The following is an 18,584-nucleotide window of genomic DNA, read 5'->3' as shown; positions in this document are numbered from 1 at the left end:
GGGCCCCGACCGGGACGGCACCCGCGTCGCCGGGCCGTGTACACCATGAGAACCGCAGGTCAGATCGCGCGAGCCGCGGAAAGAGGGAGAGCCGATGTCAGCAGCCGAGGGTCCGCTCGTCGTCGGTGTGGACTCGTCCACGCAGTCCACCAAGGTGCTCGTCGTCGACGCGGCCACCGGGCAGGTCGTGGCGAGCGGGCAGGCGCCGCACACCGTCTCGTCCGGTGACGGCCGCGAGAGCGACCCACGCCAGTGGTGGGACGCGCTGTGCGAGGCGCTGCACCAGTGCGGGGAGGCGGCCCACGAGGCCGCCGCCGTGTCGATCGCCGGCCAGCAGCACGGACTCGTGACCCTGGACGCGCAGGGCGCCCCGGTACGGCCGGCCCTGCTGTGGAACGACGTGCGCTCGGCCCCGCAGGCCCGCCGTCTCGTCGAGGAGCTGGGCGGTTCGAAGGCCTGGGCGGAGCGCACGGGCAGCGTGCCGGGAGCCTCCTTCACGGTCACGAAGTGGGCCTGGCTGGCCGAGCACGAGCCGGAGGCGGCGCGCTCGACGGCGGCGGTCCGCCTGCCGCACGACTACCTCACCCAGCATCTGACGGGCGAGGGCACGACCGACCGGGGAGACGCCTCAGGTACGGGCTGGTGGGCGTCCACGACCGAGGCCTACGACGAGGAGATCCTCGCCCTTGTGGGGCTCGATCCGGCGCTGCTGCCCCGGGTGGTGCGCCCCGGCGAGGTGGCGGGGACCGTGCGCGACAGCCACGACCTGCCGTTCTCCAAGGGCACGCTGGTGGCGGCCGGCACCGGTGACAACGCCGCCGCCGCGCTGGGCCTCGGACTGCGGCCGGGAACCCCGGTGCTGAGTCTCGGCACCTCCGGCACGGTGTACGCGGTGTCGCGCCACCGGACCGCCGACCCGTCGGGAACGGTGGCGGGTTTCGCCGACGCGCGCGGCGACTGGCTGCCGCTGGCCTGCACCCTCAACTGCACGCTCGCCGTCGACCGGGTCGCCGCCCTGCTCGGCCTGGACCGCGAGGCCGTGGAGCCGGGTACGTCCGTCACCCTGCTCCCCTACCTGGACGGCGAACGCACTCCGAACCTGCCGAACGCCTCCGGGCTGCTGCACGGACTGCGCCACGACACCACGGCCGGACAGCTGCTCCAGGCCGCCTACGACGGCGCCGTGCACGCCCTGCTCGGCGCCCTGGACCTGGTGCTCGACCAGGACGCCGACCGCACCACCCCGCTGCTGCTGATCGGCGGCGGCGCCCGGGGCACGGCCTGGCAGCAGACCGTACGGCGCCTGTCCGGGCGGCCCGTGCTGATCCCCGAGGCCCGAGAGCTGGTCGCGCTGGGCGCCGCGGCCCAGGCCGCGGGGCTGCTCACCGGCGAGGACCCGGCCGCGGTCGCCCGTCGCTGGCGGACGGCCGACGGCCCGGTGCTGGAGGCGGTGGACCGCGACGAGGCGACCTTGAACAGGATCTCCGGGGTACTCTCCGATGCGGCACCGCTCCTGGAGCGCGGGACGCGGACCCCCTGACGGACGCCTGCCGACGGACGGCCGTCCGACGGCCGTCCGCCCGCATCGCACCGCTCGGCGCGGATTCGCCGGCGGACACCGACCAAGGACGACGGAGGCATGACCGCACCGCTGCACGAGACCCGCCCGGCCGGTCCGGGGCGCGCGCTGCCCGACACCCAGCAGGGCATGCGCCGCCGCAACCTCGCCCGGGTCATGCACACCGTCCGCGCCGAGGGGCAGCTGTCGCGGGCGGCGGTCGCCTCACGCATCGGACTGACCCGTGCCGCGGTGTCGACCCTCGTCGACGAACTGGTCCGGACCGGGCTGCTGGAAGAGCTGGGACCCGAACGGCCCGGCCGGGTGGGCCGCCCCGGTTCGGCGCTGGCCGTCAGCGGCCACGGCCCGGCCGGGGTCGGCGCGGAGGTCGGGGTCGACCACCTCGCGGCCTGCGTGGTCGACCTGCGCGGCCAGGTACGGGCACGGGCGGTTCGCCACGGAACCAACCGCGGCCGCTCGCCCGAACCGGTGACGCGCGAACTCACCGCGCTGATACGACAGGTCGTCGCCGAGGCCGAGCGGCAGGACCTGTGGCCCGCGGGACTCTCGGTCGCCGTGCCCGGACTGATCGCACGGGACGGCCGTACGGTCGTGCGGGCTCCCAACCTCGACTGGAACGACACCGATCTCGGCGCCCTGCTGCCGCCCGGCCTGCCCCTGACGGTGGACAACGAGGCGAACTTCGGCGGGCTCGCGGAACTCTGGCTCGGCGAGGACACTCCGCGTGACTTCCTGCACGTGTCGGCGGAGATCGGTATCGGTGCCGCCGTGGTGGTCGACGGGCGGCTGCTGCGCGGGACGCGCGGTTTCGCGGGCGAGCTGGGGCATGTGCCGGTCGAACCGGAGGGGCCCGCCTGTCCCTGCGGCGGGCGCGGCTGCCTGGAACAGTATGCGGGAGAGGAAGCCGTACTGCGGGCGGCCGGCCTGGAACCGGGCGAAGGCCGGGTAGGGCTGCTCGCCACCCGCGCAGCCGACGGCGACGAGGACGTGCGCCGGGCCCTGCGCGACGCCGGCAGGGCGCTGGGCGTCGCGCTGACCGGGGCCGTCAATCTGCTCGACCCCCGGAGCGTCGTGCTGGGCGGTGCCCTGGCCGCACTCGCGCCCTGGCTGCTGCCCTCCCTGGAGGCCGAGTTGGCGAGCCGGACCGCGGGGCCCGCCTGTCCGGTGTCCGTGTCCCGGCTGGGCCCCGAGGGGCCGCTGCTGGGTGCCGCGCACGCGGTGGTGCGGGCCGTCCTCGACGACCCGGCGGCGGTGGCCGAACGCGCCTGACCGCAGGCCTGCTTCACCGGATCGAGTGGCGGAGTTTTCCACATTTCCCCGGGCGTCCACCGAACCTCGCCGGGCTCTTCTGCCCAACCCGCAAGCCCCGTAACGTGATTCACGCGAGGTGCCGCCGTCGAGTCGGGTCGACCGCGGATCTCAGGTGGACGAAGGGGTTCACATGACGGGGGAAACACGAGCTGTCCCGGACACGCGCGTCCTGTCCGCCGGCGCCGCACACCGGCCGGTGGACGCGGTCCGGATATCCCGGGTCGCCGCGGTGAAGTGACTCGTGCGCGAACGCGGGTTCGGCAGGCCGGACCCAGGCCACCCCAGCCAGTCGGCCACCCGGCCACCCGGCCACCCGGACCGACGCGTCCCCGTTGGCCGATCCGTGTGACACCAACTCCGTGCGTGGCCCAGCTCCGCAAGGAGCGGCCGTCGGTGAGCGAGACTCACCGCGGACCGCACGACCACCCCACCCAGCGACCTCCCGCACCACCTCCCCACGGACACCCGCACCACCACTCCCCCACAGAAAGGCCACCGCCCATGGAACGGGCACGACCTCTCACCAGCCGACGAAATCTGCTCAAGGGTGCCGCTCTGGCCGCCGTCCCCTACGCCCTGCTTCCCGCCGCGCAAGCCAGCGCGCGACCCCGGGCAGTGGACTACCCGGAGGCCGAGTGGCAGCCGGCGAGCAACTCCAACTACACGGCGTCCCGTCGGCCCATGAGCTACTCGGTGGACCGCGTGGTCATCCACGTCACCCAGGAGACCTACGCCAGCACCCTGGCGATCTTCCAGAACCCGAAGAAGGAGGTGTCCGCGCACTATGTCGTCCGGTCCGCCGACGGACACGTCGCGCAGTGCGTCCTCGAGTCGGACGTCGCCTGGCACGCCGGGAACTGGGACTACAACACCCGCAGCATCGGCATCGAGCACGAGGGCTGGGTGGACGAGCCCGCCTACTTCACCAACGCCCTGTACGAGGAGTCGGCCAGACTCACCGCGGCGATCTGCGACAGATACCGCATCCCCAAGGACCGCGCGCACATCATCGGGCACTATGAAGTACCGGGCACGGACCACACCGATCCCGGGCCCAGCTGGGACTGGGTGCGTTACATCAGACTGGTGAACTTCGCCTGACGGCGAGCCCGGGCGAAGAGGTTGTCCGGGGGCGCGCCGGGAGTGACGATGTCCCCAGCCGCATCGCCGTCCGGGGAGGCCGCATTGACCGATCCGTGGGTGGCCCTGGAGCCGGGAGCCGACCCTGCCGAGCGTGTTCGGGCCCTGCGCCGGGCACACGAGACGTTCACCGCGGTGGGCGCGGTGCCGCGCCCGGTGCGTCCGGTGGTGGCCGACTCGTGGCGGCGGTCCGCGCGGGCGGGTGTCGGGCCGGACGGCACCGCGAGCGTGGAACTCGCCGACAGCGACCTCGGCACCTACCGGGCGGAGCATCCACTGGCGCCGGTGATGCCACTGTTCCGGGAGTTGCTGGGCACGTTCGCCGCCGACGGGGAGCATCTGCTCGCGGTGTGCGACACGCACGGCAGACTGCTGTGGGTGGAGGGGCATCCGGAGACACGCCGCAAGGCGGACCGGATGAACTTCGTGCCGGGCGCGCGCTGGTCGGAGTCCGCCGTCGGGACGAACGCGCCGGGCACGGCGGTCGCCCTGGACCGCCCGGTACAGGTGTTCGCGGCCGAGCACTTCATCCGGCGTGTCCAGCCCTGGACGTGCGCGGCGGCCCCGGTGCACGATCCGCGCACGGGACAGGTGCTCGGAGCGGTGGACATCACCGGTGGGGACGGGCTCGCCCACCCGCACAGCCTCGGTTTCGTGCGAGCGGTGGCGCGGGCCGCCGAGTCCGAACTGGCGCTGCTCGCCCCGCGCCGGCCCGTCGCCGACGCGGCCGAGCTGACCGCGCTCGGACGGGACGAGGCCCGGCTGGTGGTCGGCGGTCGCGGTGTCCGGCTGAGCCGTCGGCACAGCGAGATCCTGGTGCTGCTGGCCCGTCACCCGGAGGGTCTGACCGGGGACGAGCTGCTGTGCGCGCTGTACGAGGACGAGTCGGTGACACCGGTGACGCTGCGGGCCGAACTGGCCCGGCTGCGCAGGGTCCTCGGTCCGGGGCTGCTCTCCTCTCGCCCTTACCGGCTGTCCGTGCCGGTCGGCTCGGACATGGCGGTCGTCCAGCACCGGCTGGAGACGGGGGCGGTCGCGGCGGCCGCCGCGGCGTACTCCGGGCCACTGCTGCCCGGCTCGCAGGCTCCCGCGGTGGTGCGGCTGCGGCAGCGTCTCGCCGACGGCATGCGGAGCGCGCTGATCGACCGGCGCGACCCCGGCCTGCTGGCCGACTGGGCGCACGCGCCGTGGGGCGAGGACGACCTGGACGTGTGGCGGGCCCTCGTCGCCAGCTCCGCCTCCAGCGCGACGGCCCGGGCCCGGCTCGCCGCGCTGGAGGCGGAGCTGGCGGCGCCGCCCGGCTGGTCCCGTGCGGCACCCCGCTGACGTCTCCGGCCCTGCACGGCCCGCGGTGGCCGGCTGCGCAACGTCCTTGCAACGTCGGCATGTCTAGCCTCGCGCCGAGAGCTGCCCAACGGCGGGCAGCGCTGCTGAGGGAGGCAGACCAGGATGACCCGTTACGCGGCGCCCGGCACCGAGGGCGCGATCGTCTCCTACCAGACGCGCTACGACCACTTCATCGGCGGCGAGTACGTGCCGCCGGCCCGCGGACGATACTTCGAGAATCCGTCGCCGGTGAACGGGCAGCCGTTCACGGAGATCGCGCGCGGAACGGCGGAGGACGTCGAGCGAGCGCTGGACGCGGCGCACGCGGCCGCCCCGGGCTGGGGCCGCACGTCCGTGACCGAACGCTCCGGCATCCTGCTGAAGATCGCCGACCGTATGGAGGCCAACCTCGAGTCCCTGGCGGTCGCCGAGAGCTGGGAGAACGGCAAGCCGGTCCGCGAGACGCTGGCGGCCGACATCCCGCTGGCCATCGACCACTTCCGGTACTTCGCGGGCGCGATCAGGGCGCAGGAGGGTTCGCTCGGGGAGATCGACAACGACACGGTGGCGTACCACTTCCACGAGCCGCTCGGGGTGGTCGCGCAGATCATCCCGTGGAACTTCCCGATCCTCATGGCGACCTGGAAGCTGGCACCCGCGCTCGCCGCGGGCAACGCGGTGGTGCTCAAGCCCGCCGAGCAGACCCCGGCCTCGATCCACTACTGGATGAGCCTGGTCTCCGACCTGCTGCCGCCCGGGGTGCTGAACATCGTCAACGGATTCGGTGTGGAGGCGGGCAAGCCGCTCGCCTCCAGCCCGCGGGTGGCCAAGGTCGCGTTCACGGGCGAGACGACGACGGGGCGGCTGATCATGCAGTACGCCGCGGAGAACATCAAGCCGGTCACGCTGGAGCTCGGCGGCAAGTCGCCGAACATCTTCTTCGACGACGTCTCGGCGGCGGACGACGACTTCCGTGACAAGGCACTCGAGGGCTTCACGATGTTCGCGCTCAACCAGGGCGAGGTGTGCACCTGCCCGTCCCGGGCGCTGATCCAGCGCGGTCACTACGCCGAGTTCGTCGAGGCGGCGGTCGCCCGCACCAAGCTCATCACGACGGGCCACCCCCTCGACACCGACACCATGATCGGCGCCCAGGCGTCCAACGACCAGCTGGAGAAGATCCTCTCCTACCTGGACATCGGCAGGCAGGAGGGCGCGCGCGTCCTGACCGGCGGCGAACGCATCCAGCACGACGGCGAGTTGAAGGGCGGCTACTACGTCCAGCCGACCATCTTCGAGGGCGACAACCGGATGCGGATCTTCCAGGAGGAGATCTTCGGCCCGGTGGTCTCGGTGACGTCCTTCGACGACTTCGACGACGCCATCAAGATCGCGAACGACACGCTGTACGGCCTCGGCGCGGGCGTGTGGACCCGGGACAACGGCACCGCCTACCGCGCGGGCCGCGCCATCCAGGCGGGCCGCGTCTGGACGAACTGCTACCACGCCTACCCCGCGCACTCCGCCTTCGGCGGCTACAAGCAGTCCGGAATCGGGCGCGAGACCCACAAGATGATGCTGGACCACTACCAGCAGACGAAGAATCTTCTGGTGTCGTACTCGGCACAGAAGCTCGGCTTCTTCTAAGGGTACGAGAAAAGGCGCCTGACCTGGGCTTTTGCACGTCAGGCGCCTTCCGCTCGCCCCACTCAGACCTGAGCCTGATTTATATCGCGACTCCCGATTCATCCCGCCGGTATCCCATGCCTGACCAGCTGTTCCGGACCAGTCGCGGACCAAAGCCCCGACTCATCCGTCAGGAGGGCACCCTCAACTTCCACCCGACCAGGGCCCACTCGCCGTCCGTCAGATCATCGCGTGCCATGCCCCCGGCCTACCAGGCCCCCGGAACACGATGCAGGCGAATCCGCAAACCCGTGATCTGAACTCCGAACACGCTCCAAGAGGCCTGCTGCCCGCCGACCCTGTGCGGCGTGCCGACTCAGAAGCAGGGGTGGAATGCTTCGGTGGTGCCGGCGGTGGTGACAAGGCCCGTACCCTGGTCAAGGACCACGATGGTGGCTGGATACGGCCCGCTGTCGCAATGGAGGTCCACAACCTGCTGCCATCCCTGCAGGGTGCCAGCGGCGTCGGCCGTCAGTCGGCCCAGCGAGACCGGCCCGCTGGTCCCGGCACTGTAGAACCGCACCGTGCCGTAGGGCGTGAGCCCGCTGCCGGTGGCGAACAGGCGACCGCCGGTCGGAGACAACGTGGTGGTGACGGACACCCCACCGCGCGGTGTCGCACCCGGATCAGCCAGCCGCAAGGCGGCGTTGGCGTTGTCGCTGCTGGCCTGGTCGCGACTGTCTGGCGGCACGCACACGTGATCCGAGGGCCGCGTTGCGCGCCAGACGAAGCCCGGCTTGCAGGTGTCCGGGCCGTAAATGCCGCCGTTCGGCTCGCGGCGTGAGGGGCCCAGCGCGTTTTCCGTCGCGGTCTGGGTGCGGATCGCCGGCGTCACGCAGACTTGGTCGCCCGGGTACGCGTCCCGCCACACGTAGCCCGCGGCGCAGGTGTACGGCCCGTACGGCAGGTCGGCTGCCATGGCGGATGAGCTTGTCGCCATCAGGCTGGCCAGCAGCGCCGCCGCTGCTATCAGACATGCCAACACTCGCCGCGGGTAGCCGGAGTCCGCTGTCTCCGCGGCCCTTCCTTTGCCTCGCATACGTCCTCCTCGGTCAGCACGGCTCAAGCGGTCGCCGGGACCCCCCGTGAGGCCCAGAGTCGGGCAAAGCCGCCGGGGTATCCGGTGATCGCCCGATGTCTGTGCACCTGTGCGCCCGGCCTCCGCAGTGGGGTGTCGATCCGGTCGGAGCAGCATCTGCTGGACTATGTGCTGACTGTGAGGGGCCGTTATGCGTTCTGTCTACCCTGTTGCACTATTCGCGGTGCTCGTCTGCCTTGTGCTGGCAAGTGTGACACCTGCGGTGAGTCCGGTTCCGAGGTTGGAGGCGCTCGGGCTGAGCTGATGCCGCTACGGGCCATACGTTCGTCTGGCTCGAACGGCTGGTGACGGTGCGGCTACGGCTGTCACGGCCTGGTGACCGGTAGCCGGACCTGCCTCCGGGGTGGCCGGCCTTGGGGAACATCGGTACAGCCGTTGACGCTGAGAATGATCACGGTCGGCTGGCACGGCGATCGTCCCGGAGCAGGGGTTCACTGAAAGATCGTCAATCACAGGCGGGGCCTGGCTACGGTCCGCGTCATGCCGGTGGAGTTCTTGGATGTCATCTCAATTGGCCAGGTTCCTGCGCAGGAATGATGCTGTGCCGAGGACGAGCAAGGTGAAGGCGGTCAGCCGTTGAAGGCCGGGCTTGGCCAAGAAGTCGCTGTGTTGGATGCCGCAGATCGCGTACCAGGCCCTGTTCTCGTATAACTACCGCCAGGTGGCGTGTAGCGCCGAGTAGCTACTTGGAGAGCAGCCAAAATACGCCGGAACCGTGCCGTAGGAGCCTCGGACTCCTACCGCCGCCCCCAAGGAAAGAGTACCAACGGGTAGATTTCAGGTAGTCGGATACGCCGCTTCCGCGTTCTCATCGCCTCGTTGGGTTGTCCGAGTGCCCACTCACGCTCGGCCTGGGGCGGTTTACACCGGGCGCTGCCGTCGCGGTGGCAAAGACGCCCTTGGTATCCGGTCCTTCCCGGGCCGCCGCAGTAATGGCCGTAAAAACAACTGTTTGTGAGAGTCGCCCACCACATCGGGATCGTCAGAAGCGATCCGGGCGGCAACCTGACAGAGCCGACTCAACGGTTCCGTCGACCAACTCCCGTGCGACCAGGCGGCCCACGGCCGCGGCGAGCGTGACCGCCGAGTGCATCACTGCCAAGTAGAGGCCGGGGACCTCGGCGACCGGGCCGACGATCGGCTCACCGTCGGCCGGCATCGGGCGCACTCCGAGTCGGGTGCTGAGCAGTTCGACGCTCCCGGCGCCATGGAAAGTGGACCGGACGGCGGCAAGGGTCCGTTCGGGCGAGTCCGCAGCGGCGATCAGCCGGTCCGCGGCGACCTGCCGAAGATCGAAGTCCTCGGTGTTGACCACGGTGCGGACCAGACCGGCCGGGGCGCGGAGCCGGAACAGTGGGCACGGCGACGGTTCGACCGGGACGCGCACGCCGAGCGGCGCGCCGAGCGCGGCCGTGGCAACTCCGGCCGCCAGCACCACCGTCGCACCGGAGAGGGGTCCTGATGTCGTCTCAACCCCGGCGATCCTGCCCGCCGCGTCCCGGCGGACCGCGGTAACCGGCGTGTTCAGATGTACCCGAGCTCCATGGGTGCGAGCGCCCGCGACCAGCCGCTCGGTCACGCCCACCGAGTCAACAGCGCCGTCACCCGGCGCCCAGACCGCCCACTCCGGAGGCTGCCGAAGGGCGGGCTCGAGCGTCGCCATGGTGGCCGCGTCCACGATCGTCTGCCCGGGCCCGGCGTCCGGCGCACTGTCCTGCCTGTTCCAGCTCAGCGAGCCGGACCAGGTCACCGGGAGCCCCGGCAGCTCGGCCCCGAGTCGGTGGTACTCCGCCGTTGCGGTGGCCCGCAGCCCGGCGGCCGGACCTTTACGCACGCCAGACGCGCCGACCCAGGCGAACGAGTCCGCCGTCACGCCGCCGCCTGGCCGCCCGGCGTCGACCAACGTCACGGTGGCGCCCGCCCGGGCGGCGTGATAGGCCACCGATGCGCCGACAATGCCGGCGCCGACGACGACCAAGTCCCTACTCACCGGTGGGCTCAACACGTTGGCGACCTTAACGTCCGCAGCGTCCGCCCGTAAACGAGATTTAGACGCGGGACACTAGGCCACCCATCCGCAGGAGCCCGCCGGAGCCGAGCGCCTCGCCCGGATTGGCACTCCGTACCTGCTCTGTCTCCGGGCCGGCCACGAGCTGGAGGATGCGCGGGAGTTGACATCCTCGCCGCCCTGAAGGGCGGCGATTCCCGCCTACCGCGCCGTTGAAGGCTGCGGTGTCGGGGGGGTGCCCCTATGTGTTTGGTCAAGGTCCGGGCCAGTAAGTTCGTGTGGTCGGGTGCGGAGGCCGAGTCGTGGGGGTGTGCATGGGTGATAGCCAGGTGACGATCAAGCTCACGAGCGACGAGGCACTGGTGCTGTCGCACTGGCTGGAGAAGCTGCAGATGACAGACCTCAGTCGCGTTGTCGACGATCCGGCGGTCTGGGCACCGATGCATCGGATAGCCGGAACGCTGGACAAAGCGCTTCCCGAGCTGTTCGCGCCTGACTATGACCAGCGGCTCGAGGCCGCTCGTCGGCGGCTTCGGCCGGAGGACTAACTGATCGGTGGTCTGAACCCTCACCTGGCCGCGGCGGGTTGGGGTTCGTAGAAGGTGCCGTCACGGAGCATCGCGAAGAGGACGTCGGCCCGGCGTCTGGCGAGGCAGAGCAGGGCTTGGGTGTGGTGCTTGCCCTGGGCGATCTTCTTGTCGTAGTAGACCCGCGAGGCTGGGTCGCCCAGGGCGGCGAACGCGGAGAGGAAGAAGGCCCGTTTGAGCTGCTTGTTTCCTCGTCGGGAGGGCTGTTCGCCGCGGATCGAGGAACCTGAGCTGCGGGTCGCCGGGGCGAGACCTGCGTAGGCGGCAAGGTGGCCAGCGGTCGGAAACGTGCTGCCGTCGCCGACCTCGATCAGGATCCTGGCTCCGGTCCTGACGCCGACTCCTGGCATCGACGTCAGGACTTTCGAAAGAGGGTGGGCCCCCAGGAGTTCCTCGATCCGCCCGGCCAGCAGTTTCCGCTGGTCAAGGACGGCCGTCAGTGACGCGGCGAGGCTCGGGACGATCAGTGCAGCAGCGTTGGTGCCCGGGACCGTCACGGTCTGCTCGTCGAGGGCGGTGAAGATGTCCTCGATCAGCCGCTCGGCCATTCTCGGTGCCTTCGGCCGCAGCAGCGTGACCAGGCGCCGCCGCCCTGCCTTGCGGATCTGGGCTGGAGACCCGAACCGCTCCAGCAGGGTCAGGACGGCTGGGTGCTGCAGGCGCGGCCCCAGCACCCGTTCCAGCGAGGGATGGATCTGGGTGAGCAGGCCGTGAAGCCGGTTGGCGACCCGGGTGGCCTCGCCGGCCAGGTCGTCGTCGAACCCGACGATCATCTCCAGCTCGGCGATCGTCTCGTCCTCGCCGTCGATCGCCCGCAGCGTGTGGGGCATCGCGCGGGCGGCATCCGCGATGATGAACGCGTCCTTCGCGTCGGTCTTGGCCTCGCCGGGGTAGAGGTCGGCGATCCGCCGCATCGTCAGCCCGGGTAGATAAGCGACCGGGCAGCCCATATTCCTCGCAACCGCCAGCGGCAGGGCGCCGATCGAGGCCGGCTGGTCGACCACGACCAGTACGGTTCCGTGCTTGGCCTGGAGTTTGGCGAACAGCTCGCGGAGCTTGGGCTCGGTGTTGGGCAGCCGCTTGTCGAACGCTTTCGTTCCGGCCGGGGTGACGGCGGTGGCGTGATGTTCGCCCTTTCCGACGTCCAGGCCGAGGAAGATGTCGATGTCGCCGGTGTCGATCACGTGCAAGCCCCTCCATCACGCTTTCGTCCGGCCTGCCAGGGCACCGAGCTGCCACATCCACGTTACGGAGAGCTCATCCGGCTCGCGTGAAGCCGGTGCTCAAGCCCCTCATCAGCGGTCCGTCGATGCCTCCGGATCCGGTGACACCACCCCCCGGATCATCGACAACAGGAGGGGGAAGTCATGCCGGACCCGAAGGCCGGAGGCCCCATTGCGGAGCCACGAAAACGGTAACGGGGGTTCCTGCTTCGCCGCGCTGTGCCGGGACGAGTCCCGGTCTTACCTGCGCTCCACAGGCTGACACGGCCAGTCCGGCCGCCTTGGCGACGTTGACCGCCGCGTTCACATCCCGGTCCAGGACAGCCCCGCACGCCCCGCACGTCCAGATGCGGACGTGCAGGGACTTCGGGCCGTCCTTCACACCGCACACCGAACACACCTGAGATGTGGGCTCGAAGCGGCCGATGCGGAAGAAAGTGCGCCCGTACCGGGCGGCCTTGTACTCCAGCATGCTCACGAACGCCGACCATCCGGCGTCGTGAATCGACTTGGCCAGGCGCGTGCGGGCGAGGCCCTTCACCGACAGGTCCTCCACGGCAACCGCTTGGTTCTCGCGGATCAGCTTCGTGGAGAGCTGGTGGTGGAACTCGCGGCGCGCGTCGGCCACCCGCGCATGCGCGCGGGCGACCTTCAGCCGGGCCTTGTCCCTGTTCCTGCTGCCCTTCTCCTTGCGGGAGAGAGCCCGCTGTGCTTTCTTCAGTCGCTTCTCGGCCCGGCGCAGGAAGCGCGGACTGTCGACCTTCGTCCCATCCGACAGGACGGCGAAGTGCCCCAGGCCGAGGTCGATACCCAGCTGCGGTGCCGTGGTCGGCAGCACCTCGGACGGGCCGGTCTCCACGACGAAGGAGGCGAAGTACCGGCCCGCGCTGTCCTTGACCACCGTCACCGTGGACGGCGTCGAGGGCAGCATCCGGGACCACCTCACCCGCACGTCGCCGATCTTCGGCGCGCGTTCTCCCGCTCGGTCTCCAGCGCCCGCACCCTGGCCACCCCCACCGCCGTGGCCCACACTCCCGACGGCTGCACCCGCTCCTGCTCATCAGTCACCGCGCCAGCCTAGATGATCAATTCCAAGGGGCCTGATGAGCGGAGCCAGGTTCATTCGCGGCCCGCCGGTCATGCGCGCACTGACCGCCTCCGACCACTAAAACCACCATGAGGCGAAGATCAACAGTCACCCTGCGTACGCGACCACACAAAGTGGACCAGAGTCTTTGTGAGGGAGTCATTTGGAGGTGGTTCCGGGAGTCACCTCGCACGACTCAGCAAGATCAATGTCAGTGAGTTTCGATGGCACTGAGGTTTCCTCAGCGGTGATCACTTCCAGATCCTGTTGAGAGCAAGGGCGGCGCGGGCGATGTCGGGGGTGGAGCAGGTCGACCTCACGTTCAACCTCGATACTTCAGCGGCCATGAGCATGCCCGGGCTGTCGGTTCGCCCTGCTTCTTCTGTGTGATCGCGGGCGAGGTGCTCACCGCCCGCGCGACCCGTGAAGCCACCCACGCCGGCTGTAGCGGGCGCTGCGGCCGCGGCTGCCCTCTTGTCTTGGGGCCAGGGCAGCGGACAGATCAGACGGATGCCGACCTGAGCGCCAGTACGTCTTCATGGCGGCGGGTCGTACCGAGCGCTCGTTGGAGCACGCAGGCAATGGATCACCCCGTCCCGCTCTCCAGGTACCGTCAGGGTATGAGTCATCCGCACCCCGAGCTGAAAGCCGCCCCGCCCCTTCCCGAAGGAGGGCTGCGGGTCATCGCCCTGGGCGGCCTAGGTGAGATCGGCCGCAACATGACCGTCTTCGAGCACGCGGGCAAGCTGCTCATCGTCGACTGCGGCGTGCTGTTCCCCGAGGAGACCCAGCCTGGCGTGGACGTGATCCTGCCGGACTTCACCTCGATCCGGGACCGGCTGGACGACATCGTGGCCGTGGTCCTCACCCACGGCCACGAGGACCACATCGGCGGCGTGCCGTACCTGCTGCGCGAGCGGTCCGACATTCCCGTCGTCGGCTCCAAGCTGACGCTGGCGTTCCTGGAGGCCAAGCTCAAGGAACACGGCATCCGGCCGCGCACGGTGCGGGTGCGGGAGGGCGACCGGCGTGGCTTCGGGCCCTTCGACTGCGAGTTCGTGGCGGTCAACCACTCCATCCCCGACAGCCTCGCGGTCGCGATCCGCACCCGGGCCGGGATGGTGCTGCACACCGGCGACTTCAAGATGGACCAGTTCCCTCTCGACGACCGCATCACCGATCTGCGCGCCTTCGCCCGCCTCGGCGAGGAGGGCGTGGACCTGTTCCTCACCGACTCCACCAACGCCGAAGTACCCGGCTTCACCACCTCCGAGCGAGAGCTGAACCCGGCGATCGAGCAGGTGATGCGCACCGCGCCGCGCCGGGTCATCGTCTCCAGCTTCGCCAGCCATGTGCATCGCATCCAGCAGGTCCTGGACGCTGCCCACCAGCACGGCCGCAAGGTCGCCTTCGTCGGCCGGTCGATGGTCCGCAACATGGGCATCGCCCGTGACCTGGGCTATCTGAAGGTCCCCTCCGGTCTGGTCGTGAGCACGAAGGAGCTGGAGAAGCTCCCGGACCACAAGATCACTCTGGTGTGCACCGGCTCCCAGGGCGAACCGATGGCCGCGCTGTCACGGATGGCCAACCGCGACCACATGATCCGCATCGGCAAGGGCGACACCGTCCTGCTCGCCAGCTCCCTCATCCCCGGCAACGAGAACGCCATCTACCGGGTGATCAACGGACTCACCCGGTGGGGCGCCCACGTGGTCCACAAGGGCAACGCCAAGGTGCACGTCTCCGGGCATGCCAGCGCCGGCGAACTCGTCTACTGCTACAACATCGTCAAGCCCCGCAACGTCATGCCCGTGCACGGCGAATGGCGCCACCTGCGGGCCAACGGCGACCTCGCCATCCGTACCGGTGTCGACCCCGACCGGGTCGTCGTCGCCGAGGACGGCGTCGTCGTCGACCTCGTCGACGGGCGCGCATCCATCACCGGCAAGGTGCCCGCCGGCAACGTCTACGTGGACGGCATGGAAGTCGGCGGCGCCACCGAAGCGTCCCTCAAGGACCGCCTCACCCTCGCCGCCGAAGGCGTGGTCACGGTGGTGGCGATCGTCGACGCAGACACCGGCGCCCTCGCCGAGGCCCCCGACTTCCTGGCCCGCGGCTTCGTGCACGACGACACCACCTTCGAGCCGGTCATCCCCGTCATCGAGAAGACCCTGGCCACCGCAGCCGAGGAAGGCGTCGGGGACGCGCGCCAACTCGAACAACTCGTCGCCCGCGCCGTGGCGAACTGGGCGTTCCGCACCCACCGCCGCAAGCCCCTCATCATCCCCGTCATCATCGACGCCTGAGCCGCAGCCCGGCAGCACGGTCCCCGGTTCCGGTCGCGGCCCCGCCGGCATTGACGTCGGGCACGGGAGTCAGCTGCCACCCCAGCAGGCCGGGGTGGCAGCACTTCACATGATGAGTCATCGGAAAGATGTCGGCCTGCACGCAGGCAGGAAAACAGCAGGTCAGAGATGCTTTGGGGTCCCGAATGGGGGCCGCTGGGCGCCCGGAGCGTCAAATGAGCGTCACGGCCTGTCGGCGGCCGTGGCAGAGTCCAGGTGTGCGGCCAGTTGAGTCCCGGCTGATGGCCACCAGAATTCAAGGTGGATGGCCGTCCGGCCTGTGGTGTTCCTGATCGCTTCCGTAGACGAAGGAGACCCCTTCGTCCGGTTTGCTGGTGGTTGCGAAGCATCAGCGAATCGGTCGAAGAGGTCCTGTGACGAAGTCTGACAGAAAGATCATGGAGATATTCGAGGCGTACGACCTGACCGAGACGGTCTGGTCGGCGGCTGCCCTCACCGAGCACGACCCGAAGACGGTCAGGCGCTATGTCGAGGCCCGTGCCAGCGGGCGGAACCCGTTCGAGCGCGAACCGCGACTGAAGATGATCGACGCGTTCCTGGAGAAGATCGAGGAGTGGGTCGAGCAGTCGAAAGCGACGATCCGCTCCGACGTGGTCCACGACAAGCTGGTGAAGATGGGTTTCCGCGGCAGCGCGGGCTCGACCCGGCGGGCAGTGAACGCGGCGAAGACCGCGTGGAAGGCCGGCAAGCGGCGGACCTACCGTCCGTGGAACCCCGAGCCCGGGCGGTGGCTGCAGTTCGACTGGGGCGAGGGCCCGAAAATCGGCGGGCGGCGGACCTGGCTGTTCTGCGCGTGGCTGTCCTGGTCCCGCTTCCGGGTGGTGACCCCGGTCTGGGACTGCACCCTGGGCACCTTGGTGGCCTGTCTGGACACCACGTTGCGGCGGATCGGCGGGGCTCCGACCTACGTGCTGACGGACAACGCGAAGACGGTGACCGTCGAGCACATCGCCGGGATCCCGGTCCGGCACCCGCAGATGGTCGCCGCGGGCCGGCACTACGGCTGCCAGGTCGTCAGTTGCGTTCCCCACGACCCCGAGTCAAAGGGCGGAGCGGAGGCCACGGTCCGCATCGCGAAGGCCGACTTGGTTCCCACCGAGGCGAATCTGCTGCCCGCCTACGACTCCTTCGCCGAGCTCGCGGACGCCTGCCTGATCTGGTGCGACACGGTGAACACGCGTCGGCACCGTGCGACCGGGCAGATCCCGGCGGACCGGCTCGATATCGAACGCACCACCTTGCACGTCCTCCCGGTGGAGCCGCTGGCGCTCGCGCTGGGCGAGGAGCGGGTGGTCGGCTCGGACCGTACCGTCAGCTTCAACTCGGTGCGCTACTCGACCCCACCCGGCTACACCGGCGCCAGGGCCTGGTGCCGGGTCGTCGGCGAGGAACTGTCGATCACGGCCCGCACCAGCTCGGGTGACCTGTCGGAGATCTGGCGTCACCAGCTGTCCACACCCGGCGTCCCGCAGATCATCGATGCGCACTACCCCGACCACACCGACGGCCGCTCGGTCCATCAGCCCAGGCTGCGACCGCGCTCAGAGGCGGAGGTCGCGTTCGTGGGCATCGGCCCGGGAGCCGGGCGCTGGCTGAAGGAGTCCGGTCCCGCCGGGGCGTCCCGGATCCGCGCCAAGATGGCCCACGCTGTCGAACTCGCCGCGGTCCTGGGCAGCGACCGGGTCGACCAGGCCCTCGGGCTCGCGGCTGCGGCCGGGCGCTTCGCCGAGGACGACCTGGTCTCCATCCTGGAGCACATCGCGGCCAGCAAGCCTGTCGGCCAGGTCGTCCGCGCGGACGAGGCCCACTCCGTCCAGAACGGCACCATCGCCTGGCAAGCTCTGGGCCGGCAGCAGACAGCGGCTGGGGAGTCGATGGCCGACTGACCGCAGTCAGTCGCCGATGAACCACAGATACAGGTGCAGCCCGCGCTCGACGACCTGGCACAGCTCGCGGGCCTGCCCGACCCAGTCACCGCCCAAGTCGGCAGGAAGCCGGTCGAGTTCCGACAGCAGCAGCGGCACCTGCCGCTGGTTGAAGACCGCATCCCCATACGGCATCAGGGCCCAGAGCATCGGAAACTCCGCCGGGTCCAGATCCGCGAAGCCGGCCGTCCACTCCACACCGGCTTTGGCGCGAGCCACGACGTTCCCGCTGTCACCACGCACCGCCATATTGATCATCCGCCGAGCCTATCGGCGCCCACCGCGACCCACGAAGGAATTACCGACCATGACGTTTCCCCAGGCCCCGGCCCTGCCCGAGGAACTCGACAAGCTGATGCGCCGAATGCGCCTGCCCTACATGCGCAAGGCTGCACCCGACGTCCTGGCCACTGCCCGGGCCCAGCGGTGGGATCCCGCCGAGGTCCTGCGGCTGCTGATCTCCGAGGAGGTCACCGGCCGCGACGCGGCCACCCGGCGCCTTCGCCGCCACTCGGCGTTACTCTGGGCCTCGCCCGCCCTGCCAGGCGCCGTCCACGACATCAAGGCCGCGCGCACGCACGGCATCATCGACGCACTGACCCAAGCCGGCGTCCGGACCTGGGCCGACAAGGGTTACCAGGGAGCCCGGGGCGCGATACGCGTGCCCTACCGAGGCCGCCGGAGCACGCTCTCAGCCGGGAAGCGGGCCGTGAATACCTCCCACGCCAGGATCCGAGCCGTCGGCGAGCAGGCCAACGCCACCCTCAAGAGCTGGCGGCTCCTGCGCAAACTCCGTTGCAGCACTACCCGCATCACCGACATCGTCAAGGCCGTCCTGGCCTTGCAACTCGCCGCGTCAACATGAGGTTGGCGAAGCCCGCAGCGACAAGGGCAGCACCAACATCAACGACACCAAGGGAGCCGGCACCGTGGCAGACGTAAGGGTCACTTACGACAAGACCGCGAACGCGGCGTACGTGTACTTCACCGAACCGCAGGTCCACGTGAAGTCCACGCACACGTACCCCTGCGACCCGGTGGACGTCGACGGCATGATCAACCTCGACTTCGACGAACACGGCCGCCTCATCGGTATCGAGGTGCTGGCAGCCAGTTCAAAACTGCCCGAGTACCTGCTCCAGTCCGCAGAGCGCCTGGACACCGAAGGTGCATGAAGCGTGCGGTACACGGCCGTTGCGGCCACCCCGCCGCGCGCTACCGCAGGTTGGAAAAGGCTCACTGTCTAT

At 70.0% G+C, this 18,584-nt stretch carries 13 protein-coding genes and 3 pseudogenes; 10 read left to right on the top strand and 6 right to left on the bottom strand.

Going from position 1 to position 18,584, the window contains the following annotated elements:
* Positions 1-94 precede the first annotated feature (94 nt).
* From xylB to TNCT6_RS28430, 5 genes are all read left to right on the top strand, one after another.
* Entirely contained in the window at positions 95-1,540 is a 1,446-nt protein-coding gene (gene xylB, locus TNCT6_RS28450; RefSeq protein ID WP_141363519.1) for a xylulokinase, read from the top strand.
* Positions 1,541-1,639: 99 nt separating this feature from the next.
* A complete protein-coding gene (locus tag TNCT6_RS28445; RefSeq protein ID WP_141363517.1) occupies positions 1,640-2,848 on the top strand; it encodes an ROK family transcriptional regulator in 1,209 nt (402 codons plus the stop codon).
* Between the two features lie 543 nt (positions 2,849-3,391).
* The gene (locus TNCT6_RS28440) at positions 3,392-3,991 is read left to right on the top strand and encodes an N-acetylmuramoyl-L-alanine amidase (protein WP_141363515.1); all 600 of its coding nucleotides are present in this window, start codon (positions 3,392-3,394) and stop codon (positions 3,989-3,991) included.
* Between the two features lie 48 nt (positions 3,992-4,039).
* Positions 4,040-5,356: a GAF domain-containing protein gene (locus TNCT6_RS28435; protein WP_141363513.1), complete on the top strand. Its 1,317-nt coding sequence runs from the start codon at positions 4,040-4,042 to the stop codon at positions 5,354-5,356.
* A 123-nt stretch (positions 5,357-5,479) separates the two neighbouring features.
* The gene (locus TNCT6_RS28430) at positions 5,480-7,003 is read left to right on the top strand and encodes an aldehyde dehydrogenase family protein (RefSeq protein WP_141363511.1); all 1,524 of its coding nucleotides are present in this window, start codon (positions 5,480-5,482) and stop codon (positions 7,001-7,003) included.
* A 355-nt stretch (positions 7,004-7,358) separates the two neighbouring features.
* Here TNCT6_RS28430 and TNCT6_RS40075 read toward each other — a convergent pair whose 3' ends face one another.
* Positions 7,359-7,961, bottom strand: a complete 603-nt coding sequence (locus tag TNCT6_RS40075) for a hypothetical protein (protein WP_172633063.1) — start codon at positions 7,959-7,961, stop codon at positions 7,359-7,361.
* 1,162 nt (positions 7,962-9,123) lie between these two features.
* Positions 9,124-10,119: an FAD-binding oxidoreductase gene (locus TNCT6_RS28415; RefSeq protein WP_253266250.1), complete on the bottom strand. Its 996-nt coding sequence runs from the start codon at positions 10,117-10,119 to the stop codon at positions 9,124-9,126.
* A gap of 344 nt (positions 10,120-10,463) precedes the next feature.
* Between TNCT6_RS28415 and TNCT6_RS28410 the strand changes: the two genes are divergently transcribed.
* Positions 10,464-10,697, top strand: coding sequence for a hypothetical protein (locus TNCT6_RS28410; protein ID WP_141356313.1), 234 nt, complete (start codon positions 10,464-10,466; stop codon positions 10,695-10,697).
* Positions 10,698-10,717: 20 nt separating this feature from the next.
* On the opposite strand, the gene TNCT6_RS28405 is transcribed toward TNCT6_RS28410, so the two are convergent.
* The 3 genes and pseudogenes from TNCT6_RS28405 to TNCT6_RS41950 form a co-directional block, all read right to left on the bottom strand.
* The gene (locus tag TNCT6_RS28405; RefSeq protein WP_141356311.1) at positions 10,718-11,920 is read right to left on the bottom strand and encodes an IS110 family transposase; all 1,203 of its coding nucleotides are present in this window, start codon (positions 11,918-11,920) and stop codon (positions 10,718-10,720) included.
* Between the two features lie 181 nt (positions 11,921-12,101).
* Positions 12,102-12,926, bottom strand: a pseudogene (locus TNCT6_RS28400) (RNA-guided endonuclease InsQ/TnpB family protein); the annotation flags it as partial.
* Between the two features lie 2 nt (positions 12,927-12,928).
* A pseudogene (locus TNCT6_RS41950) lies at positions 12,929-13,027 on the bottom strand (SAM-dependent methyltransferase); the annotation flags it as partial.
* Between the two features lie 639 nt (positions 13,028-13,666).
* Between TNCT6_RS41950 and TNCT6_RS28390 the strand changes: the two are divergent.
* Together TNCT6_RS28390 and istA are read left to right on the top strand one after the other, a co-directional pair.
* Positions 13,667-15,352 carry a ribonuclease J gene (locus tag TNCT6_RS28390; protein WP_141363505.1) on the top strand — a complete coding sequence of 562 codons (1,686 nt, stop codon included), beginning with the start codon at positions 13,667-13,669 and terminating at the stop codon, positions 15,350-15,352.
* Between the two features lie 437 nt (positions 15,353-15,789).
* Entirely contained in the window at positions 15,790-17,298 is a 1,509-nt protein-coding gene (istA, locus tag TNCT6_RS28385; RefSeq protein WP_141366864.1) for an IS21 family transposase, read from the top strand.
* Between the two features lie 6 nt (positions 17,299-17,304).
* Here istA and TNCT6_RS28380 read toward each other — a convergent pair whose 3' ends face one another.
* Positions 17,305-17,595 (bottom strand): hypothetical protein, encoded by a 291-nt coding sequence (locus tag TNCT6_RS28380; protein WP_141363503.1) that lies wholly within the window; start codon positions 17,593-17,595, stop codon positions 17,305-17,307.
* Positions 17,596-17,854: 259 nt separating this feature from the next.
* Between TNCT6_RS28380 and TNCT6_RS28370 the strand changes: the two are divergent.
* A pseudogene (locus TNCT6_RS28370) lies at positions 17,855-18,202 on the top strand (transposase family protein); the annotation flags it as partial.
* A gap of 64 nt (positions 18,203-18,266) precedes the next feature.
* Positions 18,267-18,512 (top strand): DUF2283 domain-containing protein, encoded by a 246-nt coding sequence (locus TNCT6_RS28365; protein ID WP_141363501.1) that lies wholly within the window; start codon positions 18,267-18,269, stop codon positions 18,510-18,512.
* The last annotated feature ends 72 nt before the right edge of the window (positions 18,513-18,584 follow it).

It is taken from the genome of Streptomyces sp. 6-11-2 (assembly GCF_006540305.1).
Taxonomy (GTDB): Bacteria; Actinomycetota; Actinomycetes; order Streptomycetales; family Streptomycetaceae; genus Streptomyces.
Note: the sequence above shows the minus strand (reverse complement) of the source record. Positions and strands in the feature narration are given on the sequence as shown.